We start from the raw sequence: 19,476 nt of genomic DNA on the forward strand, positions 1-19,476 counted from the left end.
GGCGGACTCCTCAGGCCATCTGCGCAGCGGCGTTGACTTCGGCTGGCACGGCGGCACGTACGGTGCGCCAGGTGTTGTAGGCCATCAGGAACATGCCGCTGAGGAAGATCGCACCACCCACCAGTCGCACGATGAAGCCTGGGTGGCTGGCCACCAGGGTTTCGACGAACGAGTAGGTCAGGGTGCCGTCTTCGTTGACTGCACGCCACATCAGGCCCTGGGCGATGCCGTTGACCCACATCGAAGCGATGTAGAGCACGGTACCGATGGTGGCGAGCCAGAAGTGGGTGTTGATCAGGCCGACGCTGTACATCTGCTCGCGACCGAAGACTTTCGGGATCAGGTGGTACAGCGCGCCAATGGAGATCATCGCCACCCAGCCCAGAGCGCCGGCGTGTACGTGGCCGATGGTCCAGTCGGTGTAGTGGGAGAGGGCGTTGACGGTCTTGATCGCCATCATCGGACCTTCGAAGGTCGACATGCCGTAGAACGCCAGCGACACAACCAGGAAGCGCAGAATCGGGTCGCTGCGCAACTTATGCCAAGCGCCCGAGAGGGTCATCATCCCGTTGATCATGCCGCCCCAGCTTGGCGCCAGCAGTACCAGGGACATCACCATCCCCAGGGATTGTGCCCAGTCCGGCAGAGCGGTGTAGTGCAGGTGGTGCGGACCGGCCCAGATGTACAGGGTGATCAGTGCCCAGAAGTGCACGATGGACAAGCGATAGGAGTAAACCGGACGCTCGGCCTGCTTGGGTACGAAGTAGTACATCATCCCCAGGAAGCCCGCGGTCAGGAAGAAGCCCACGGCGTTGTGGCCGTACCACCATTGCACCATCGCATCGGTCGCACCGGCATACACCGAGTAGGACTTGGTGAAGCTGACCGGCAGTTCCAGGTTGTTGACGATGTGCAGGATGGCCACGGTGATGATGAAGGCGCCGAAGAACCAGTTACCCACATAAATGTGTTTGGTCTTGCGCTTCACCAGGGTGCCGAAGAACACGATGGCGTAGGCCACCCAGACAATTGTGATCAGGATATCGATCGGCCATTCCAGTTCAGCGTATTCCTTGGAGCTGGTGTAGCCCAGTGGCAGGCTGATAGCCGCCAAGAGGATGACCAGCTGCCAGCCCCAGAAGCAGAACGCGGCGATTTTCGGCGCGAACAACTGGGTCTGACAGGTGCGTTGCACCGAGTAGAACGAGCTGGCAAACAGTGCGCAGCCGCCAAAGGCGAAGATCACTGCGTTGGTGTGCAGCGGACGTAGACGGCCGAAGCTGGTCCACGGTAGATCGAAGTTGAGTTCGGGCCAGACCAACTGGGCAGCGAGAAAAACCCCGAGCCCCATGCCGACGATGCCCCACACCACCGTCATAATGGCGAATTGGCGGACCACCTTGTAGTTGTAGGCGGTACTGATAGAAGTGTTCATGGTTCCCCATCCACGGTTCAGCTGAAGTGAAAGCGACTGCGCACGGCAAGGCGCGCTCACTTCGTCTGGAGTTATAGGCAGACTAAAAGCGAGGCAAGCATGAGCAATGAGCACAAGGCCAGTATTGACGGGGATCAATGGGCGCAGTGCGTGCGCGAGCGGGGCTGGTTATGGGAGGTCGCCGCTGTTGCCGACCCGTTGCAGGCACCGACCCTGATCCTGGCCCACGGTGCCGGCGCGCCAATGGACAGCGGGTTCATGAGCGACATCGCTGCACGCCTTGCCGGGCATGGGGTGAACGTCTTGCGCTTCGAGTTTCCCTACATGGCCCAGCGGCGCCTGGACGGTGGCAAGCGACCGCCCAACCCGGCACCCAAGCTTCTGGAGTGCTGGCGCGAGGTGCATGCCTTGGTGCGACCTTATGTCACTGGGGTTTTGGCGGTGGGCGGCAAGTCCATGGGCGGGCGGATGGCCAGCTTGTTGGCCGATGAGCTGGCTGCCGATGCCCTGGTGTGCCTGGGCTATCCCTTCTATGCCGCCGGCAAGCCGGAGAAGCCGCGAGTGGCGCACCTGGCCGAACTGGTGACGCCGACCCTGATCGTGCAGGGCGAGCGTGACGCCCTGGGTAATCGCCAGGCGGTCGAAGCCTACTCACTGGCACCTGCTATCGAGTTGCACTGGCTGACGGCCGCTGATCACGATCTCAAGCCCCTGAAGGCTTCCGGTTTCACCCACGAGCAGCACCTGGAGTCCGCGGCGACCAAGGTCGCTGCGTTCCTGCAAGCGCCGACCTGATCCTGTAGGAGCGAGCTGGCTCGCGAAGCGTTCACTCGGTCCTCGAACTTGTATCGCGGTGAAGATTTATCGCGAGCAAGCTCGCTCCAACATTTGTTGGGCGGGTTTGCGGGCATAAAAAAACCGGAAGCCTTGGCTTCCGGTTTTTTGTCGCCAGTCCAGGGACTCAGCGGTTGAAGCGCTCCACCAGCGAGTACTGCGTGTGCGCCGTGCGGGTCAGGGCTTCGCTGAGTTCGGCCGAGTGCTGGGCCTGCTCCGAAGTCTGGTCCGCCAGTTGCGCGATGGTGCTGATGTTGCGGCTGATTTCTTCGGCCACCGAGCTTTGCTCTTCGGTGGCTGCAGCGATCTGGGTGGTCATGTCGGTGATGTTGGCCACCGCTTCACTGATGCCCACCAGCGCCTGGTCGGCTTCCAGCACCCGGGCCACGCCTTCTTCGGCCTGACGGTGACCGGCATCCATGGTTTGCACTGCGGTGGCGGCGGTTTGTTGCAGCTTGGCGATCAGGGTGTGGATCTGTCCGGTGGACTCGCTGGTGCGTTGCGCCAGCTGGCGCACTTCATCGGCGACCACGGCAAAGCCGCGGCCCATTTCCCCAGCGCGCGCCGCTTCGATGGCGGCGTTCAAGGCCAGCAGGTTGGTCTGGTCGGCGATGCCCTTGATCACATCCACTACGCCGCCGATCTCGTCGCTGTCCTTGGCCAGTTGGGTCACGGTCAGGCCGGTTTCGCCCACCACCACCGACAGGCGCTGGATGGCTTCGCGGGTTTCCCCGGCGATATCCCGGCCGCGACCGGTGAGACGATTGGCCTCCTGGGTAGCGTCAGCGGTGCGTTGTACGTGACTGGCCACTTCCTGGGTGGTGGCGGCCATCTGGTTGACCGCTGTGGCCACCTGCTCGGTCTCGACCCGCTGACGTTCCAGGCCGCTGGAGCTGTTGTGGGCCAGGGTGTCGGACTGTCGGGCCTGTTCGTTGAGGTGCTCCGCAGTGTCCTGCAAGCGGGTCAGGCAAGTCTTTAGGCGGGCTTCCTGGCTCAAGATCGACATTTCCAGGCGCGCCTGGGCGCCACGGCTGTCGGTGTACATCTGGGCGATCAGTGGGTCGGAAGTGGTTTGTTCGGCCAGGCGCAGCAGGCGCTTGAGGCCTCGTTGCTGCCAGCTCAGGCCCAACAGGCCCAGCGGCACCGAGAGGGCTGCGGCCAGGGCAAAGCCCCAGTGGGAGTTGAGCCAGGCGCCGATCATGAAGCTCAGTTGGCTGACCAGAATGAACGGCAGCCAGTCCTGAAGGATCGGCAACCACTTGTCACGCTTGGGAATGGCCGACTTGCCCTGGTTGATGCGCTGATAGAGGGCTTCGGCGCGGCGCACCTGTTCGGCGGTGGGCTTGACCCGTACCGATTCGTAGCCCACCACCTGGTTGCCTTCGAACACTGGTGTCACATAGGCGTTGACCCAGTAGTGGTCGCCGGTCTTGCAGCGGTTCTTGACGATGCCCATCCATGGCAAGCCTTGTTTCAAGGTGCCCCACATGTGCGCGAACACTGCCGCGGGTACATCAGGGTGACGGACCAGGTTGTGCGGCGCGCGAACCAGTTCTTCACGGGAGAACCCACTGATCTCGACAAAAGCATCGTTGCAGTAGGTGATCACGCCTTTGGCGTCGGTGGTGGAAATCAACCGTTGTTGAGCCGGGAAGGTACGTTCGCGCTGAGTGACAGGCTGGTTATTACGCATGGTTTTTCAATCCGCAAGGCTTTGATGGGTTGTCGGCCGCTTCAGCCGATTATTGAAATTATTTTTCAATAATCGGCGCTGGGTCTCATTGGCAGAAGCTGTCGCTTGCAAAATGCGCCACCGAGGTTCCGGTGGCTTTGGCGAGGCGCTAATCATTGACCTTCTTCCTTGATAGTCAATTGTCCTGAAGTACTGGTTTTGACAACTTTTCGCTGGGTTATCCGGCGAGCATCGGATAGGTGAACAAGCCGAAATGCAGCAGATTGAGAGCAAAGTGAGTGGCGATTGCCGCACCCAGGCCACCAAAGCGATAGGCCAGACCGTAGCCGACCCCGGCGATGGCCGCCAGTAGGGTCCATTGCCAGCCAGCACCCAGGTGTACCAGGCCGAATAGCAGGGCCGCACACAGCAGTGCCAGGTTCTCGCCATAGGGAAGGGCCTTGAACCTCCGGCCCAGGCCGCCCTGGATGTAACCACGGAACAGCGCTTCCTCCACCAGGGTCACCAGCAGCAGATTGTTCAATACCCACAACCAGGCCTGATCCGGCCATTTCGGCGCCCAACTGATGATTCCCAGCAGCAATGCGCCACCCAATGCGGCGACTGCGCACACCGCCAGGGCCAGCACCGTGGCGTAGAGCGACAGGCGCAGCGAGCGCCGACCGACGATCCAGGGGCAGACCAGCAGCAGCCAGAAGCCGATCAGCGGTTTGTCCTGATTCAGGTACATGGAGAAGGGCACGGCGTCGTCGGTAAAACGCTGCGGATCAATGGCCCGGCCGTTGTAAAAGCCTGGCAGCCAGTGCATGGCCAGGGCCAGGGCGATCACCACGAACAGGCCGTGGCCCAGGTATTGGCCGATGCGGCTGCGTTGCTGGCGTACGGCGAATCCGGCGCAGAGCAGCAGGAAGATCGAGAGGGCGGCCAGCAGTCCCAGTTGCCCGTAGCTCAGAGCCAGTGCGTAGCCAATAGAAAGGAGTGCCAGATACATCCATGGCAAAGCGGTCATGTGGAATCCTTGTTGCAAAAGAAAGGGGTGTTGCAGAAACGTTGTTCAGCGCCGGATCTGTAGTAGCCATTGCGACCGGTGAGTCAGCTTCGGCGGGCGGCAAGTATAACCAGCTGAGTTTTGTACGACAGCCCGACGAAAAACACCGCCCTAAGGCGGTGTCTGGTTTCGTAGCGGATCAGGATGCAATCAGCTGTCGCAACACGTAGTGCAGGATCCCTCCAGACTTGAAGTACTCGACTTCGTTCAAGGTATCGATGCGGCACAGCACCTCGATTTTCTCCTGGCTGCCATCCTCGCGGGTGATCACCAGGGGCAGGTTCATCCGTGGAGTCAGTTCCACATCGCTCAGGCCAAGGATGTCCAGGGTCTCCTTGCCGGTGAGTTTCAGACTCTTGCGGTTCTGGTCGAGCTTGAACTGCAAGGGCAAGACCCCCATGCCCACCAGATTGGAGCGGTGAATACGCTCGAAGCTTTCGGCAATCACCGCCTTGACCCCCAGCAGGTTGGTGCCCTTGGCGGCCCAGTCACGACTGGAGCCGGTGCCGTACTCCTGACCGGCGATGACCACCAGCGGCGTGCCCGAGGCCTGATATTTCATGGCTGCGTCGTAGATCGGCATTTTCTCGCCGCTGGGGATGTAGAACGTATTGCCGCCTTCTTCGCCGCCGAGCATTTCGTTGCGGATGCGGATGTTGGCGAAGGTGCCGCGCATCATCACTTGGTGATTGCCCCGACGCGAGCCGTAGGAATTGAAGTCCCGGGGTTCCACGCCCTTGTCCCGCAGGTAACGGCCGGCAGGGCTGTCGGCCTTGATATTGCCGGCGGGAGAGATGTGGTCGGTGGTCACTGAGTCCCCCAGTAGCGCCAGTACCCGGGCACCGCTGACGTCCTTGATTTCCGGCAGGGGGCCGGCAATGTCGTCGAAGAAAGGGGGATGCTGGATGTAGGTGGAGTCGTCCTGCCAGACATAGGTGGCGGCCTGGGGCACGTCAATGGCTTGCCATTGGGCATCACCGGCAAACACCTCGGCGTATTCCTTGTGGAACATCCGCGTGTTGACCTGGGCCACAGCCTCGGCGATCTCCTTGCTGCTGGGCCAGATGTCCCGCAGGTACACCGGCTGGCCGTTCTTGTCTTGACCCAGCGGTTCGCTGCTGATGTCGATACGCACTGTGCCGGCCAGGGCATAGGCCACCACCAGGGGCGGGGAGGCCAGCCAGTTGGTTTTGACCAGCGGGTGCACCCGGCCTTCGAAGTTGCGGTTGCCCGACAGCACTGAAGCCACGGTGAGGTCGGCTTGCTGGATGGCTTTCTCGATCGGCTCCTGTAGCGGACCGGAGTTGCCGATGCAGGTGGTGCAGCCATAACCCACCAGGTCGAAGCCCAACTGGTCCAGGTAAGGCGTGAGCCCGGCGGCCTTGTAGTAGTCGGTGACCACCTTGGAGCCAGGGGCCAGTGAGCTCTTGACCCAGGGCTTGCGTTGCAGGCCTTTCTCTACAGCTTTTTTCGCCACCAGCCCGGCCGCCATCATCACGCTGGGGTTGGAGGTGTTGGTGCAGGAGGTGATTGCGGCAATGACCACCGCACCGTTTTTCAGGCGGTAGGTCTGGCCTTCGTACTGGTAGTCGGTTTCTCCCACCAGATCGGCATTGCCCACGGCGACACCGCCGCCGCCCTCGCTTTCCAGGCGACCCTCTTCCTTGCTGGTGGGCTTGAACTGCAGGTCGAGGAAGTCACTGAAAGCCTGGGCCACATTGGGCAGTGCAACCCGGTCCTGCGGCCGTTTTGGTCCGGCGAGGCTGGCTTCCACGGTGCCCATGTCCAAGGCCAGGCTGTCGGTGAACACCGGCTCCTTGCCCGGCAGGCGCCACAGGCCCTGGGCCTTGCTGTAGGCCTCGACAAGTTTCACCAGTTCGCTCGGGCGCCCGGACAGGCGCAGGTAGTCGAGAGTGATCTCATCCACCGGGAAGAAGCCGCAGGTGGCGCCGTATTCCGGGGCCATGTTGGCAATGGTGGCGCGGTCTGCCAGGGGCAGGTCGGCCAGGCCATCGCCATAAAACTCGACGAACTTGCCCACTACGCCCTTCTTGCGCAGCATCTGGGTCACCGTCAGCACCAGATCGGTGGCGGTGATGCCCTCCTTGAGCTTGCCGGTGAGTTTGAAGCCGATGACTTCCGGGATCAGCATGGATACCGGCTGGCCCAGCATCGCCGCTTCTGCTTCGATCCCGCCCACGCCCCAGCCCAGCACGCCGAGGCCGTTGATCATGGTGGTGTGGGAATCGGTGCCCACCAGGGTGTCGGGGAAGGCGTAGGTGCGGCCGTCCTCGTCCTTGGTCCAGACCGTGCGCCCCAGGTACTCCAGGTTGACCTGATGACAGATGCCGGTGCCCGGCGGTACCACACTGAAGTTGTCGAAGGCGCTCTGGCCCCAGCGCAGGAAGGCATAGCGTTCGCCGTTGCGCTGCATCTCGATGTCGACGTTCTGTTCGAAGGCGCTGCTGCTGGCGAACTTGTCCACCATCACTGAGTGGTCGATCACCAGGTCCACGGGGGACAGCGGGTTGATCCGTTGTGGATCGCCACCGGCCTTGGCCATGGCGGCGCGCATGGCGGCCAGGTCGACCACGGCGGGCACGCCGGTAAAGTCCTGCATCAGGACACGAGCGGGGCGGTACTGGATTTCCCGGTCGGAGCGACGCTCCTTGAGCCAGGCGGCGAGGGCCTTGAGGTCGGCACCGGTGACGGTCTTGTCGTCTTCCCAGCGCAGTAGGTTTTCCAGCAGGACTTTCAGTGACATGGGCAGGGCGTCGATATCGCCCAGGCTCTTGGCGGCGTCCGGCAGGCTGAAATAGTGATAAGTCTTGTCGTCGACTTTTAGGGTTTTAAGGGTTTTCAGGCTATCGAGGGATGGCATTGAATGACTCCTTGTGGCCCGCACGGCTACGGGCCTGTGATACGGACAGAGAGTTAACCTAGCTCTGTTTGGGGCTTATAGCTAATCACTGGACTCCTGGGTTCAGTCCAAGGTTCCGAACTCGGTTATCATGCGCCGGTTTTCGTGACAGGCTTTGCTACAGGGCAGGTTTGCGCATCGATTCGTCGCCATTTGCCCAGGAGATTCAATGAACACCCTGTTTATCCATTGCCGGCCCGGTTTCGAGGGTGAAGTCTGCTCCGAGATCGCCGACCACGCGGCCCGGCTGAATGTTGCCGGCTACGCCAAGGCCAAACCCAGCACCGCCTGCGCCGAGTTCATCTGTACCGAGGACGACGGCACCCAGCGCCTGATGCAGGGGCTGCACTTTGCCGACCTGATCTTCCCCCGGCAGTGGGCCCGTGGCGGTTTCGTCGAGCTGCCGGAAACCGACCGCATCAGTGTGATCCTCGCCCATCTGGCCCACTTCCCCCAGTGCGGCAGCCTGTGGCTGGAAGTGGTGGACACCAACGACGGCAAGGAACTGTCGAACTTCTGCAAGAAGTTCGAAGGTCCGCTGCGCAAGGCCCTGACTGCTGCCGGCAAGCTGGTGGAGGATGCCGCCAAGCCGCGCTTGCTGTTGACCTTCAAGAGTGGGCGTGAAGTCTTTGTCGGACTGGCGGATGCCGGCAACTCGGCCATGTGGCCGATGGGCATTCCACGGTTGAAGTTCCCGCGGGAAGCGCCAAGCCGTTCGACCCTGAAACTGGAAGAGGCCTGGCATCACTTCATCCCCCGGGATCAGTGGGACGAGCGTCTGCACAGCGACATGACCGGAGTCGACCTGGGCGCGGCGCCGGGCGGCTGGACCTGGCAGTTGGTCAATCGCGGCATGCTGGTGACGGCCGTCGATAACGGCCCGATGGCCGAAAGCCTGATGGACACCGGCCTGGTGCAGCACCTGATGGCGGACGGCTTTACCTTCAAACCACGGCAGCCGGTGGACTGGATGGTCTGCGACATCGTCGAGAAGCCGGCGCGCAACGCCGCACTTCTGGAAACCTGGATCGGCGAGGGTCATTGTCGCGAGGCCGTGGTCAACCTGAAACTGCCGATGAAGCAGCGTTACGCCGAAGTGAAGCGTTTGCTGGAGCGGATTGAAGAGGGCTTTAAAGCGCGGGGGATTCGTGTGGCGATCGGCTGCAAGCAGCTGTATCACGACCGCGAGGAAGTCACTTGCCACCTGCGCCGTCTGGATGTGAAAAAGCCCAAATCGGCGTAGCCCCGCCATACCACGCAACGCCCCGTAGGAGCCGGCTTGCCGGCGAAAGGGCCCTGGAGCCTTGTGTTGCCCAGGAGGACGTTTTCGCTGGCAAGCCAGCGCCTACACCCGCCAGCTCTTGCGGGCGCGGGGTGTTGTGGTGACGCCCGCAGGATCACCGCAACAGATGACCGGATGGCGCCATTGCGCGACAATGGCCGCCTGTTTCAGGAGTGAACCATGAGTCAAATCATCGATACGCCGGTTGACGGCACCCTCGACGCCACCGGTCTCAATTGCCCCGAGCCGGTGATGATGCTGCACCAGCACATTCGTGACCTGCCCGCCGGCGGGTTGTTGAAAGTGATCGCTACCGACCCCTCCACCCGCCGCGACATTCCCAAGTTCTGTGTGTTCCTTGATCACGAACTGGTGGCGCAGCAGGAAGAGGCTGGCACCTATCTCTACTGGATTCGCAAGAAGCTCGATTAACCCGCCGAACGGCCGATGCGGATCTGCTTGCGCGCACTGCGTGTCAGGCGGATCAACAGCATCAGCGCTGCGCAGGTCAAACCGGCAATCAACCCCTCCCACAGACCGCTCGGGCCCCGCGCCGCTCCGAACCAATCGGTCAGGCCCAGGGCGTAGCCCACCGGCAAACCAATCCCCCAGTAGGCGAACAAGGTCAGGATCATGGTCACCCGGGTGTCCTGATAGCCCCGCAGTGCGCCGGCGGCGGTGACCTGAATGCCATCGGAAAACTGGAACAACGCCGAGTACACAATGAGCATCGAGGCCACCTGGATCACCATCGGGTCGTTGGTGTAGATCGAGGCGATGGGTTCGCGCAGCAGGTACATCAGGCTCGCCGACAAGCAGGCGTAGGCCAGTGCCGCGCCCATGCCGACTCCGGCGCTGAAGCGTGCGTCGCGCGGTTGCTGGCGCCCCAGAGACTGGCCGACCCGTACCGTTACGGCCATGGCCAGGGAGTAGGGGATCATGAACATCAGGGCGCTGACGTTGAGGGCGATCTGGTGTCCGGCCACTACTGTGGCTCCCAGGCTGCCGATCAACAGGGCAATCACCGCGAAGATGCTCGACTCGGCGAATACCGCGATGCCAATGGGCAGACCGATACTCACCAGACGCTTGATCACCGCCCATTGTGGCCAGTCGAACTGGTTGAACAGCTGGATCTTGCGATAGGCCGGCGCCCAGTGAACCCAGCCGGCCATGCCCAGCATCATGACCCACATCACGATCGCCGTGGCCCAGCCACAGCCGACGCCACCCATGGCCGGCACGCCGAAGTGACCATAGATGAAGATGTAGTTGATGGGGATGTTGAGGGCCAGGCCACAAAGCCCGATGACCATGCTCGGCACTGTGCGGCCCAGTCCGTCGCTCAAGCAGCGCAGCACGTAGTACAGCGCGACTGCCGGCAGGCCGCTGGCGATGCCGTGCAGATAGCCCATGCAGGGTTTGATCAGTTCCGGGTCGACCTTCATCAGGTGCAGTATCGGTTCGGCGCTGATCAGTATCAGCGTGGCCGAGATGCCGGTCACTACAGCCAGCCACAAGGCCTGGCGCACCAGCGGACCGATCTCATGCAGCGTGCCGGCACCAAAGCGCTGCGCCACCTTGGGTGTGGTGGCCAGCAGAGTGCCGGTCATCAGTAGGAACACCGGAATCCAGATCGAGTTGCCCAGGGCTACGGCCGCGAGATCCCGGGGACTGACCCGACCGGCCATGACGGCGTCGACAAAGCCCATGGCGGTGGTGGCCACCTGGGCAATCATGATGGGCAAGGCCAGGCGCAGCAGGTCGCGCAGTTCGCGCCCGACCCGGGCAGGGCGGCTGGTGGCAGGGGTGAGGGGGGTGTCGGTCACGGAATTCACGGGGCGTAGCGTCCATAGGTGTGTTGCGCGGGACGCGACAGTCTACGCGTTGACACTCTGGTCAGGAAAAAATCCAGTGTTGTGGATTTGTAATGGCCCGCCGCCGGGAAATGAGCGCTCGGCCTCAAGCCGTGCTGGCTCGCCCTGTCATCTGCGCCTACACTGCGGCTCCGCACGAGGAGCCTGCCATGTTGATTGTTGCCGACGAAAATATTCCCCTGATCGAAGAGTTCTTTGCCGGTTTCGGCGAGATCCGGCGTTTCCCCGGGCGCGCCATTGATCGGGCTACCGTGGAGCAGGCGGATGTGTTGCTAGTGCGCTCGGTGACGCAAGTCGACCGCCAATTGCTGGAAGGCAGTCCGGTGCGGTTTGTCGGCACTTGCACCATCGGCACCGATCATCTGGACCTGGACTACTTCCAGCAAGCGGGGATCAGCTGGTCCAGTGCGCCGGGCTGCAATGCCCGTGGTGTGGTGGATTATGTGCTGGGCAGTCTGTTGACCCTGGCCGAGATCGAAGGGGCGGATCTGGCTCAACGCTGTTACGGCGTGGTGGGGGCCGGTGAAGTCGGCGGGCGTTTGATCAAGGTCCTGCGTGGTCTGGGTTGGCAGGTCCTGGTCTGTGACCCGCAGCGACAGGCAGCGGAAGGCGGTGACTACGTCAGCCTGGAGCAATTGATTGAACGTTGCGACGTCATCAGCCTGCATACGCCTCTGGCTCGGCAGGGCGAGCATTCCACCTGGCACCTGCTGGATCGGCAGCGCTTGAATCAGCTCAAGCAAGGTACCTGGCTGATCAATGCGGCCCGTGGCCCGGTGGTGGATAACCAGGCGCTGCGTGAAGTGTTGCTGCAGCGTGAGGATTTGCAGGCGGTGCTGGATGTCTGGGAAGAGGAGCCGACAGTGGATCGCGAGCTGGCGGACCTCTGCGTGCTGGCTACGCCCCATATCGCCGGCTACAGCCTGGATGGCAAGCAGCGTGGCACGGCGCAGATCTACCAGGCCTATTGCCGCTTCCTCGGTCAGGCTGAACAGGTCGGCCTGGCCACCTTGCTGCCGGCGCCGTGGGTGTCGCAAGTCAGCCTGAATGCCAATGCCGACCCGGCCTGGGCCCTAGCGATGATCTGTCGGGCGGTGTACGACCCGCGCCGTGATGATGCGGATTTTCGCCGCAGCCTGGCGGATGATGTCGCCCAGCAACGCAGCGCCTTTGATGGCCTGCGCAAGCATTATCCGGAGCGTCGCGAGATCGACGGGCTGCAAGTGCGGATTCAGGGTGATTCGCCAGCTCTGAGCCAGATCGTCCGAGCCCTGGGCGCCAGCGAACTCTGAACCCGTGCAAGCAGATTGCGCGCGCATAAAAAACCCGGCCGTCTGGCCGGGTCAAGAGGACGTGAGGCTGAGTGTCAATCTTGCTGAGCAGGCTTGACCAGTCGCTTTTCCAGTTCGCGGCAGGCGTTCTGGATCATGTCTTCAGTAATAGGTACTTCGCGACCCTGGGCGTCGATGATGGCACACCCCAGAGACTGGTTCGGCTGGGTACGGATCACTTGAATCTTGTCATTGCTGCTGTGTTGCAAGGACATGGCCTGTCTCCTCATCAGGTTGTGTGCTTACTCTAGAATGGCCGGGTGACCAAGCTGTTACAGAACTCCGCAAGGGCTGGCCCGGCGACTTCACTCCAACAGAAATGCCCGGGGAGTGCCAGCCACAGATTAGACCGATAATCTCTAGGCTCTAGTGTCAGCGGTCATAATCAACCTGACTCATTGTGATTTAGCAAAGTTCCTGCGAACTCCTCTCGTTGCTGCCGCTACAACGGGTCGGTCGCCGGTGCGCCAATGGATGAACTGCATGCTCTCTTCTCGTCATCGCCGGGCGTTGCATCTGGCCAGCCGTTTTATCGCTCCCTACCGTTGGCAGGCGCTTGGTGCCTTGCTGGCATTGATTGTCACTGCGGGCATCACCCTGTCCATGGGGCAGGGGATTCGCCTTTTGGTGGATCAGGGTTTCATGACCCAGTCCCCGCATTTGCTGAATCAGTCCATTGCTCTGTTCCTGCTGCTGGTCCTGGCCCTGGCGGTAGGCACTTTCGTGCGTTTCTATCTGGTGTCCTGGATCGGTGAGCGCTGTGTAGCGGATATCCGGCGCCAGGTGTTCAATCACCTGATCTACCTGCATCCCGGATTCTACGAGAACAATCGCAGTTCGGAGATCCAGTCGCGACTCACGGCGGACACCACCTTGCTGCAGTCGGTGATCGGTTCTTCGTTGTCGTTGTTCCTGCGTAATGCGCTGATGGTGTTGGGGGGGATCGTCTTGCTGTTCGTCACCAATCCCAAGCTCACCAGCATAGTGGTGGTGGCCTTGCCTCTGGTGCTGGTGCCGATCCTGATTTTCGGCCGTCGGGTGCGTAGTCTGTCGCGGCTGAGCCAGGACCGGGTCGCCGATGTCGGCAGCTATGTGTCCGAGACGCTTGGTCAGATCAAGACGGTCCAGGCCTACAACCACCAGGCCCAGGACGAGCAGCGTTTTGCCGTGACGGTGGAGCAGGCCTTCGATACCGCGCGCAAGCGTATTGTCCAACGTGCCTGGTTGATCACCCTGGTGATCGTGCTGGTCTTGGGCGCGGTGGGGGTGATGCTCTGGGTCGGTGGCATGGATGTGATCGCCGGGCGCATTTCCGGTGGTGAGCTGGCGGCGTTCGTGTTCTACAGCCTGATCGTCGGTAGCGCCTTCGGCACCTTGAGTGAGGTCATAGGCGAACTGCAACGCGCTGCCGGGGCTGCGGAGCGGATCGCCGAACTGCTGCGGGCGGACAACATCATCCAGGCACCCAGTAGCGGCCTGGTGAGCTTACCGGCACGCGTGCGGGGTGATCTGGAACTGGACGGCCTGGGCTTTTCCTATCCGTCACGGCCGGACCGCTACGCCGTCGATGGCCTGAGCCTGAAGATCCATGCCGGAGAAACCCTGGCGTTGGTCGGGCCGTCGGGGGCGGGCAAATCCACCCTCTACGATCTACTGCTGCGTTTCTACGACCCGCAGCAGGGGCGGATACTGCTGGATGGCGTGCCCCTGACCCAGCTCGATCCGCTGGATCTGCGGCGCTGTTTTGCCCTGGTGTCGCAGAGTCCGGCGCTGTTCTACGGCAGCATCGAAGAGAACATTCGCTACGGCAATCCTGATGCGACCCTGAGCCAGGTCCAGGACGCGGCGAAGATCGCCTATGCCCACGAGTTTATCGAGCAGATGCCAGAGGGTTATCAGACTCATCTAGGGGATGGCGGGCTGGGGCTTTCCGGCGGACAGCGACAACGTCTGGCAATCGCTCGCGCGCTGTTGGTGGATGCGCCGATCCTGTTGCTGGACGAGGCCACCAGCGCCCTGGATGCGCAGAGTGAGCATCTGATTCAGCAAGCCTTGCCCAGCCTGATGAAGAACCGTACCACCCTGGTGATCGCTCATCGCTTGGCCACGGTGAAAAATGCCGACCGGATTGCGGTCATGGACCAGGGCAGGCTGGTGGCCGTGGGCACTCATCAGCAACTGATTGCCAGCAACCCGCTGTATGCGCGCCTGGCGGCCCTGCAATTCAACGACGGCCCTCAGGCACCTGTGTAGGAGCCGGCTGGCCGGCGAAAGCGGCCATCAGGTTGGCGCCGAGCTCGAAGGCCTCTTCGCTGGCAAGCCAGCTCCCGTGGGGGTGGCAGCCCAATAAAAAGCCCGCATCACTGCGGGCTTGTGGGGAGGCTGGTTTCACTGATCGTCGAAGTAGCGCTCATGCCAGTCGACCAGCGGCTGTGGCGAGTTGAGCTTCTGGCCGTAGATCACCGAGTAGGACAGCACGTTCTGCACATACTGGCGGGTTTCGTCGAAGGGAATGCTTTCCACCCACACGTCGAAACTCAAATGGTCGGCGCCCTTGAGCCATTGACGCACCCGTCCAGGCCCCGCGTTATAGGCGGCAGATGCCAGTACCCGGTTGCCGTTGAACTGGCTGTGGACCTGGCTCAGGTACGCCGCACCCAGTTGGATGTTCTTGTCCGGGTCCAGCACTTGCTGGGGAGAGGCCAGGGGAATGCTGAACTTGCGCGCGGTCTCCTTGGCAGTGCCGGGCATCAATTGCATCAGGCCGCTGGCGCCCACGTGGGAACGGGCATCGTCCATAAAGGCGCTTTCCTGGCGGGTGATGGCGAACACCCAGCTGGAATGCAGGCCGCGGACCTTGGCTTCGCGCACCAGGGTGTCGCGGTGAGCCATGGGGAAGCGGATGTCCAGGTCATCCCAGTACTGGGCCTGGCTGATGGTGCGAATGGCCGGGAAGTACCATTTCAGGTCGTAGGCCAGCCTGGCCTGGGCCACCATTTCGTCGCGGTTGAAGTGCCGGCTGACGTGGTACCACTCACGGCGACCGTCGACGATCTGGCCTCGGGCATGAAACTCCAGGGCGCGACGCACGCCTGGGGTATTGCGCACCTTGTTGATGACCGCCTGGCTCAACATCAGCGGCTGGTTATTCAGCTGATAAGGGGCCTTGGCGTGATCGGCGGCGAGGAAACCGTAGAAGTCACGCTCCCGGGCCAGGCCTTTGAACAACACCAGGGCCTGGGGGTTCTTTGGCTGGGCCAGTTCCAGGCTGCGCGCCTGCCAGTAGCGCCAGCGGTTGGTGCTGGCCAGGTCCTGAGGCAGCTTGCGGGTCAACTGGTAGGCATCTTCCCAGCGCGCCAGACGCAGCAGCAGGCGCAGGCGCCATTCGGAGACGGTGTTGTCCCGCAGCTCGGGGTCGTACTTGGTCATGACGTCCAGAGCGCGGCTATCGAAGCGCCGGGCCAGGGTCAGGCCGATTTCGCGGGCAATGGCCACTTTTTCGTCACGGGAGAAGTGCATGCTGCTGGCATAGCCGTCCAGCAGGGCCATGGCCTTGTCCGGGTCCTGGCGAGCCAGGCGGCGCAGGCCCAGGCCGACCACGTCGGACATCGCTTCATCGGCGGGCTGGAAGCGCGAAGGCTGGCTCAGTAGCTCCGGTTTTTGTGCCACGTCCACCAGCAGGCGGCCCTGGGGCGCGAGGGTGGTCATGCTCTTGACCAGGCTGTTGGCCAGGGGATAGTTGCGGGCTTCGGCCGCCAGCTTGGCCCGCTGCCAGCGCTTCTGTTCGGTCAGTTGGCCTTCGGCGGCCCATTGGGCGAACAGCGCGTCACAGGCGGCCGGTTGGGATTTGCCGGTCAGCCAGAGCTTTTCGGTGGCGGCGTAGCCCTCGGCCTTGAGGTTATGGCCCAGTTGGTACTGGCCGTTGAGGCAGTCCAGCTCGGTGAAGTTGAGTTTTGGGTCGTAATACCGGGTGAAGGTGGCCCAGTCGCCGCGTTCCGCCAGCCAGCGCAACCAGCGCAGTTTCATCCAGTTGGCTTGAGGCAGGTCGCCATGTTCGGCGAGGAATTTCTCGATCTCGGCGTTGCTGGCGCTCTTCAGGCGGGCGGTAAGTTCGTCATAGGCCAGGTAAGGCTCCAGCGGGTAGTCGCGCAGGGCATCGGCATAACGGAAGTAAGGGCCTGAATCGCCCTTGGCCAGGGCGCGCTTGGCTTCATCGTAATATTGGCGTTGCTGGGTCAGGTCCGCCGCCTGTGTGGATTGGACGGCAGTGGCGGAAAGAAGCAGACAGGATAAAAGGCTGAAAAGGCGACTGCGCATGAGACATCCGGGCAGAGAAATCATGACAAGTGCCGACAGGGCCAACACTGATTGTTCACTAGCTTAGCCTTTTGCCAGCAACCGGTGAAAGCTTTGCCGAGCCCTTGGCATCAGTTGGCAACAAAAGTGCCTTCGGGGTCGCCGGTGGCGAAATAGCGGGCCTTCTGAGGGCGCAAGTCAGGTAGAATGCGCGCCCGGTTTTTGGAGAAGAACATGACCCTGCTCAAATTCAGCGATGTGTCCCTTGCTTTCGGCGCCATGCCGTTGTTGGACAAGGTGTCCTGGCAGATCGCCCGTGGTGAGCGGGTGTGCATCATCGGCCGTAACGGTACTGGCAAATCCAGCATGATGAAGCTGGTCAAGGGCGATCAGAAGCCCGACGACGGCTCCGTATGGCGCGCACCCGGTCTGAAGATCGGCGAATTGCCCCAGGAACTGCCTGTGGCCGACGAGCGGACCGTGTTCGACGTGGTTGCCCAGGGCCTGGACGGTGTTGGCGAGCTGCTGGCCCAGTACCACCATCTGAGCCAGAACATCGTCACCGACGCCGATCTGGAAAAACTGATGCACGTCCAGCACGACCTCGAAGCCCGTGACGGCTGGCGCCTGCAGCAACTGGTGGACAGCACCCTGAGCCGCCTCCAGCTGCCCGCCGACAAGACCCTCGCCGAGTTGTCCGGTGGCTGGCGGCGTCGCGTGCTGTTGGCGCAGGCCCTGGTATCCGAGCCAGATCTGCTGCTCCTCGACGAGCCGACCAACCACCTGGACATCGGCGCCATTGCCTGGCTGGAAGAGGCGCTGAAGGATTTCCAGGGCGCCGTCCTCTTTATTACCCACGACCGTTCCTTCCTGCAGAACCTGGCCACCCGCATCCTCGAACTGGACCGTGGTGGCCTGATCGACTGGAACGGCGACTACGCCAGCTTCCTGGTACACAAGGAAGCCATGTTGGCGGCTGAAGAGACCGCCAACGCACTGTTCGACAAACGTCTGGCCCAGGAAGAAGTGTGGATTCGCCAGGGCATCAAGGCCCGGCGTACCCGTAACGAGGGGCGTGTGCGGGCCCTCAAGGCGCTGCGCGTGGAGCGTAGCGAACGTCGCGAGCGTACCGGCAAGGCCAATATCCTGCTGGAAACCGCCGACAAGTCCGGCAAACAGGTGATGGTGCTGGAGAATGTCAGCTTCGCTCACCCGGACGGCCCGTTCCTGGTCAAGGACTTCTCCATGGTCCTGCAGCGCGGCGACCGCATTGGCCTTCTGGGCGCCAACGGCACCGGCAAGACCACGTTGCTCAAGCTGATGCTCGGCGGCCTGGTGCCTAGCAGCGGCAAGGTGGAAGAGGGGACGCGGATCGACGTGGCCTACTTCGACCAGTTGCGCCATCAGTTGGACCTGGAAAAGACCGTGATCGACAACGTTGCCGAAGGTCGTGACTTCATCGAGATCGATGGGCAGAGCCGTCACGTCCTCAGCTACCTCGGTGACTTCCTGTTCAGCCCGCAACGTGCTCGTACGCCGGTCAAGGCATTGTCTGGCGGTGAGCGTGCCCGGTTGTTGTTGGCGAAGCTGTTCAGCAAGCCGGCCAACCTGCTGGTCCTCGACGAACCGACCAACGACCTTGATGTGGAAACCCTCGAGCTGCTGGAAGAGGTGTTGCTGACCTTCCAGGGCACGGTGCTGATGGTCAGCCACGACCGGGCCTTCCTCGACAACGTGGTGACCAGCACCCTGGTCTTTGAGGGTGAAGGCAAGGTTCGCGAGTACGTTGGCGGTTATCAGGACTGGCTGCGCCAGGGCGGCTCGCCGCGGTTGCTGGGGGTTACCGAGAACAAGTCCGGCAAGGCCGAACTGAATTCCGCCGTGGTTGCGCCGGTGCAAGCCGCAGCGCCAGCCCCTGTGCAGGAGGCTCCGGCGAAGAAGAAGCTCAGCTACAAATTGCAGCGTGAGCTTGAGGCGTTGCCGGGGCAGATCGATGCCATGGAGCAACAGATCGCCGGGGTCGAGGCGGAAATGGCCGATGCCGGCTTCTATCAGCGCCCGGCGGCTGAAACCGCTGCGGTCATTGCCCGGTTGGAGCAGTTGAATGCCGAGCTGGAGCAGATGGTCGAGCGCTGGGCCGAACTGGATGCCTGAGTGATTGGCGAGTGATAAAAAAGCCCGACTTCAGCGTCGGGCTTTTTTTCGCAGCAGTTACCGGTTTGGCAGCTGTCGGGCGAGGGCTTAGCGTTTGGCCAGGTGCACAGCCAGCACGTCACACGGTGCGCCGTGCAGGACGTCATTGGCGGTGGAGCCCAGCAGCAGGGCCAGGCCATGACGGCCGTGGCTGCCCACCACAATCAGGTCGCATTCCTGTTCCTTGGCCAGATGGTGTATTTCCTGGCGCGGCTGTCCATAAGTCAGGTGACTGTATTCCTTGGTCAGCTCTGGGTACTTGTGGATCAGTCGATCCAGGCGTTCCTTGGCTTGGTCGAACTGTTGCTGCTGCAGTTGCGAAAGATCCATGGGCACGTCACCGCCGAAGGCCATGGCCATCGGTTCGACGATGTGCACCAGGGACAGCTTGGCCCCATTGCTCACCGACAGCTCGCGAGCGCGGTGGATAACAGGATCGCACTCTTCGGTTAAATCTACGGCGACCAGAATATGGTGGTAGGACATGAGGCGCTCCTCCTGAGGATTGCAATAGCTTCAAGTATGGCTGGTTTCAAGCGGGTTGGTTTCACCCAGGCCCCGCTCATC

At 62.1% G+C, this 19,476-nt stretch carries 14 protein-coding genes; 6 read left to right on the plus strand and 8 right to left on the minus strand.

What is annotated here, in order from left to right:
* Nucleotides 1-10: 10 nt before the first annotated feature.
* Nucleotides 11-1,435 carry a cytochrome-c oxidase, cbb3-type subunit I gene (ccoN, locus tag ACSSVC_RS13955; protein ID WP_346631799.1) on the minus strand — a complete coding sequence of 475 codons (1,425 nt, stop codon included), beginning with the start codon at nucleotides 1,433-1,435 and terminating at the stop codon, nucleotides 11-13.
* Nucleotides 1,436-1,534: 99 nt separating this feature from the next.
* Between ccoN and ACSSVC_RS13960 the strand changes: the two genes are divergently transcribed.
* A complete protein-coding gene (locus ACSSVC_RS13960) occupies nucleotides 1,535-2,230 on the plus strand; it encodes an alpha/beta family hydrolase (protein WP_346631798.1) in 696 nt (231 codons plus the stop codon).
* A 166-nt stretch (nucleotides 2,231-2,396) separates the two neighbouring features.
* Here the strand turns inward: ACSSVC_RS13960 and ACSSVC_RS13965 are convergent, their stop codons facing one another.
* From ACSSVC_RS13965 to acnA, 3 genes are all read right to left on the minus strand, one after another.
* A complete protein-coding gene (locus ACSSVC_RS13965; protein WP_346631797.1) occupies nucleotides 2,397-3,962 on the minus strand; it encodes a methyl-accepting chemotaxis protein in 1,566 nt (521 codons plus the stop codon).
* 217 nt (nucleotides 3,963-4,179) lie between these two features.
* Nucleotides 4,180-4,971, minus strand: coding sequence for a CPBP family intramembrane glutamic endopeptidase (locus ACSSVC_RS13970; RefSeq protein WP_346631796.1), 792 nt, complete (start codon nucleotides 4,969-4,971; stop codon nucleotides 4,180-4,182).
* Nucleotides 4,972-5,149: 178 nt separating this feature from the next.
* Nucleotides 5,150-7,891, minus strand: coding sequence for an aconitate hydratase AcnA (gene acnA / locus ACSSVC_RS13975; RefSeq protein ID WP_492612419.1), 2,742 nt, complete (start codon nucleotides 7,889-7,891; stop codon nucleotides 5,150-5,152).
* A 208-nt stretch (nucleotides 7,892-8,099) separates the two neighbouring features.
* On the opposite strand from acnA, the gene rlmM reads away from it, so the two are divergent.
* Nucleotides 8,100-9,173 (plus strand): 23S rRNA (cytidine(2498)-2'-O)-methyltransferase RlmM, encoded by a 1,074-nt coding sequence (gene rlmM, locus ACSSVC_RS13980; RefSeq protein ID WP_404938868.1) that lies wholly within the window; start codon nucleotides 8,100-8,102, stop codon nucleotides 9,171-9,173.
* Nucleotides 9,174-9,392: 219 nt separating this feature from the next.
* Entirely contained in the window at nucleotides 9,393-9,644 is a 252-nt protein-coding gene (tusA, locus tag ACSSVC_RS13985) for a sulfurtransferase TusA (RefSeq protein WP_047302965.1), read from the plus strand.
* Here the strand turns inward: tusA and ACSSVC_RS13990 are convergent.
* Nucleotides 9,641-11,050, minus strand: a complete 1,410-nt coding sequence (locus ACSSVC_RS13990; RefSeq protein WP_492612420.1) for an MATE family efflux transporter — start codon at nucleotides 11,048-11,050, stop codon at nucleotides 9,641-9,643. The two genes, tusA and ACSSVC_RS13990, sit on opposite strands and share 4 nt — an antisense overlap.
* A gap of 188 nt (nucleotides 11,051-11,238) precedes the next feature.
* Between ACSSVC_RS13990 and pdxB the strand changes: the two genes are divergently transcribed.
* Nucleotides 11,239-12,381 (plus strand): 4-phosphoerythronate dehydrogenase PdxB, encoded by a 1,143-nt coding sequence (gene pdxB, locus ACSSVC_RS13995; RefSeq protein WP_346631792.1) that lies wholly within the window; start codon nucleotides 11,239-11,241, stop codon nucleotides 12,379-12,381.
* A gap of 74 nt (nucleotides 12,382-12,455) precedes the next feature.
* Here pdxB and ACSSVC_RS14000 read toward each other — a convergent pair whose 3' ends face one another.
* Nucleotides 12,456-12,635 carry a PA1571 family protein gene (locus tag ACSSVC_RS14000; protein ID WP_346631791.1) on the minus strand — a complete coding sequence of 60 codons (180 nt, stop codon included), beginning with the start codon at nucleotides 12,633-12,635 and terminating at the stop codon, nucleotides 12,456-12,458.
* Between the two features lie 259 nt (nucleotides 12,636-12,894).
* Here ACSSVC_RS14000 and ACSSVC_RS14005 point away from each other — a divergent pair, with 259 nt between their 5' ends.
* Nucleotides 12,895-14,673, plus strand: a complete 1,779-nt coding sequence (locus ACSSVC_RS14005) for an ABC transporter transmembrane domain-containing protein (RefSeq protein WP_404938872.1) — start codon at nucleotides 12,895-12,897, stop codon at nucleotides 14,671-14,673.
* A gap of 135 nt (nucleotides 14,674-14,808) precedes the next feature.
* Here the strand turns inward: ACSSVC_RS14005 and ACSSVC_RS14010 are convergent, their stop codons facing one another.
* The gene (locus tag ACSSVC_RS14010) at nucleotides 14,809-16,737 is read right to left on the minus strand and encodes a transglycosylase SLT domain-containing protein (protein WP_346631789.1); all 1,929 of its coding nucleotides are present in this window, start codon (nucleotides 16,735-16,737) and stop codon (nucleotides 14,809-14,811) included.
* Nucleotides 16,738-16,950: 213 nt separating this feature from the next.
* Here ACSSVC_RS14010 and ACSSVC_RS14015 point away from each other — a divergent pair, with 213 nt between their 5' ends.
* Nucleotides 16,951-18,870 carry an ATP-binding cassette domain-containing protein gene (locus ACSSVC_RS14015; RefSeq protein WP_492612421.1) on the plus strand — a complete coding sequence of 640 codons (1,920 nt, stop codon included), beginning with the start codon at nucleotides 16,951-16,953 and terminating at the stop codon, nucleotides 18,868-18,870.
* A gap of 87 nt (nucleotides 18,871-18,957) precedes the next feature.
* Here ACSSVC_RS14015 and ACSSVC_RS14020 read toward each other — a convergent pair whose 3' ends face one another.
* Complete coding sequence (locus tag ACSSVC_RS14020) at nucleotides 18,958-19,395, minus strand: universal stress protein (protein WP_123724037.1); 438 nt, start codon at nucleotides 19,393-19,395, stop codon at nucleotides 18,958-18,960.
* Nucleotides 19,396-19,476: the final 81 nt, after the last annotated feature.

The organism is Pseudomonas sp. E1BtOHC1, from assembly GCF_058744285.1.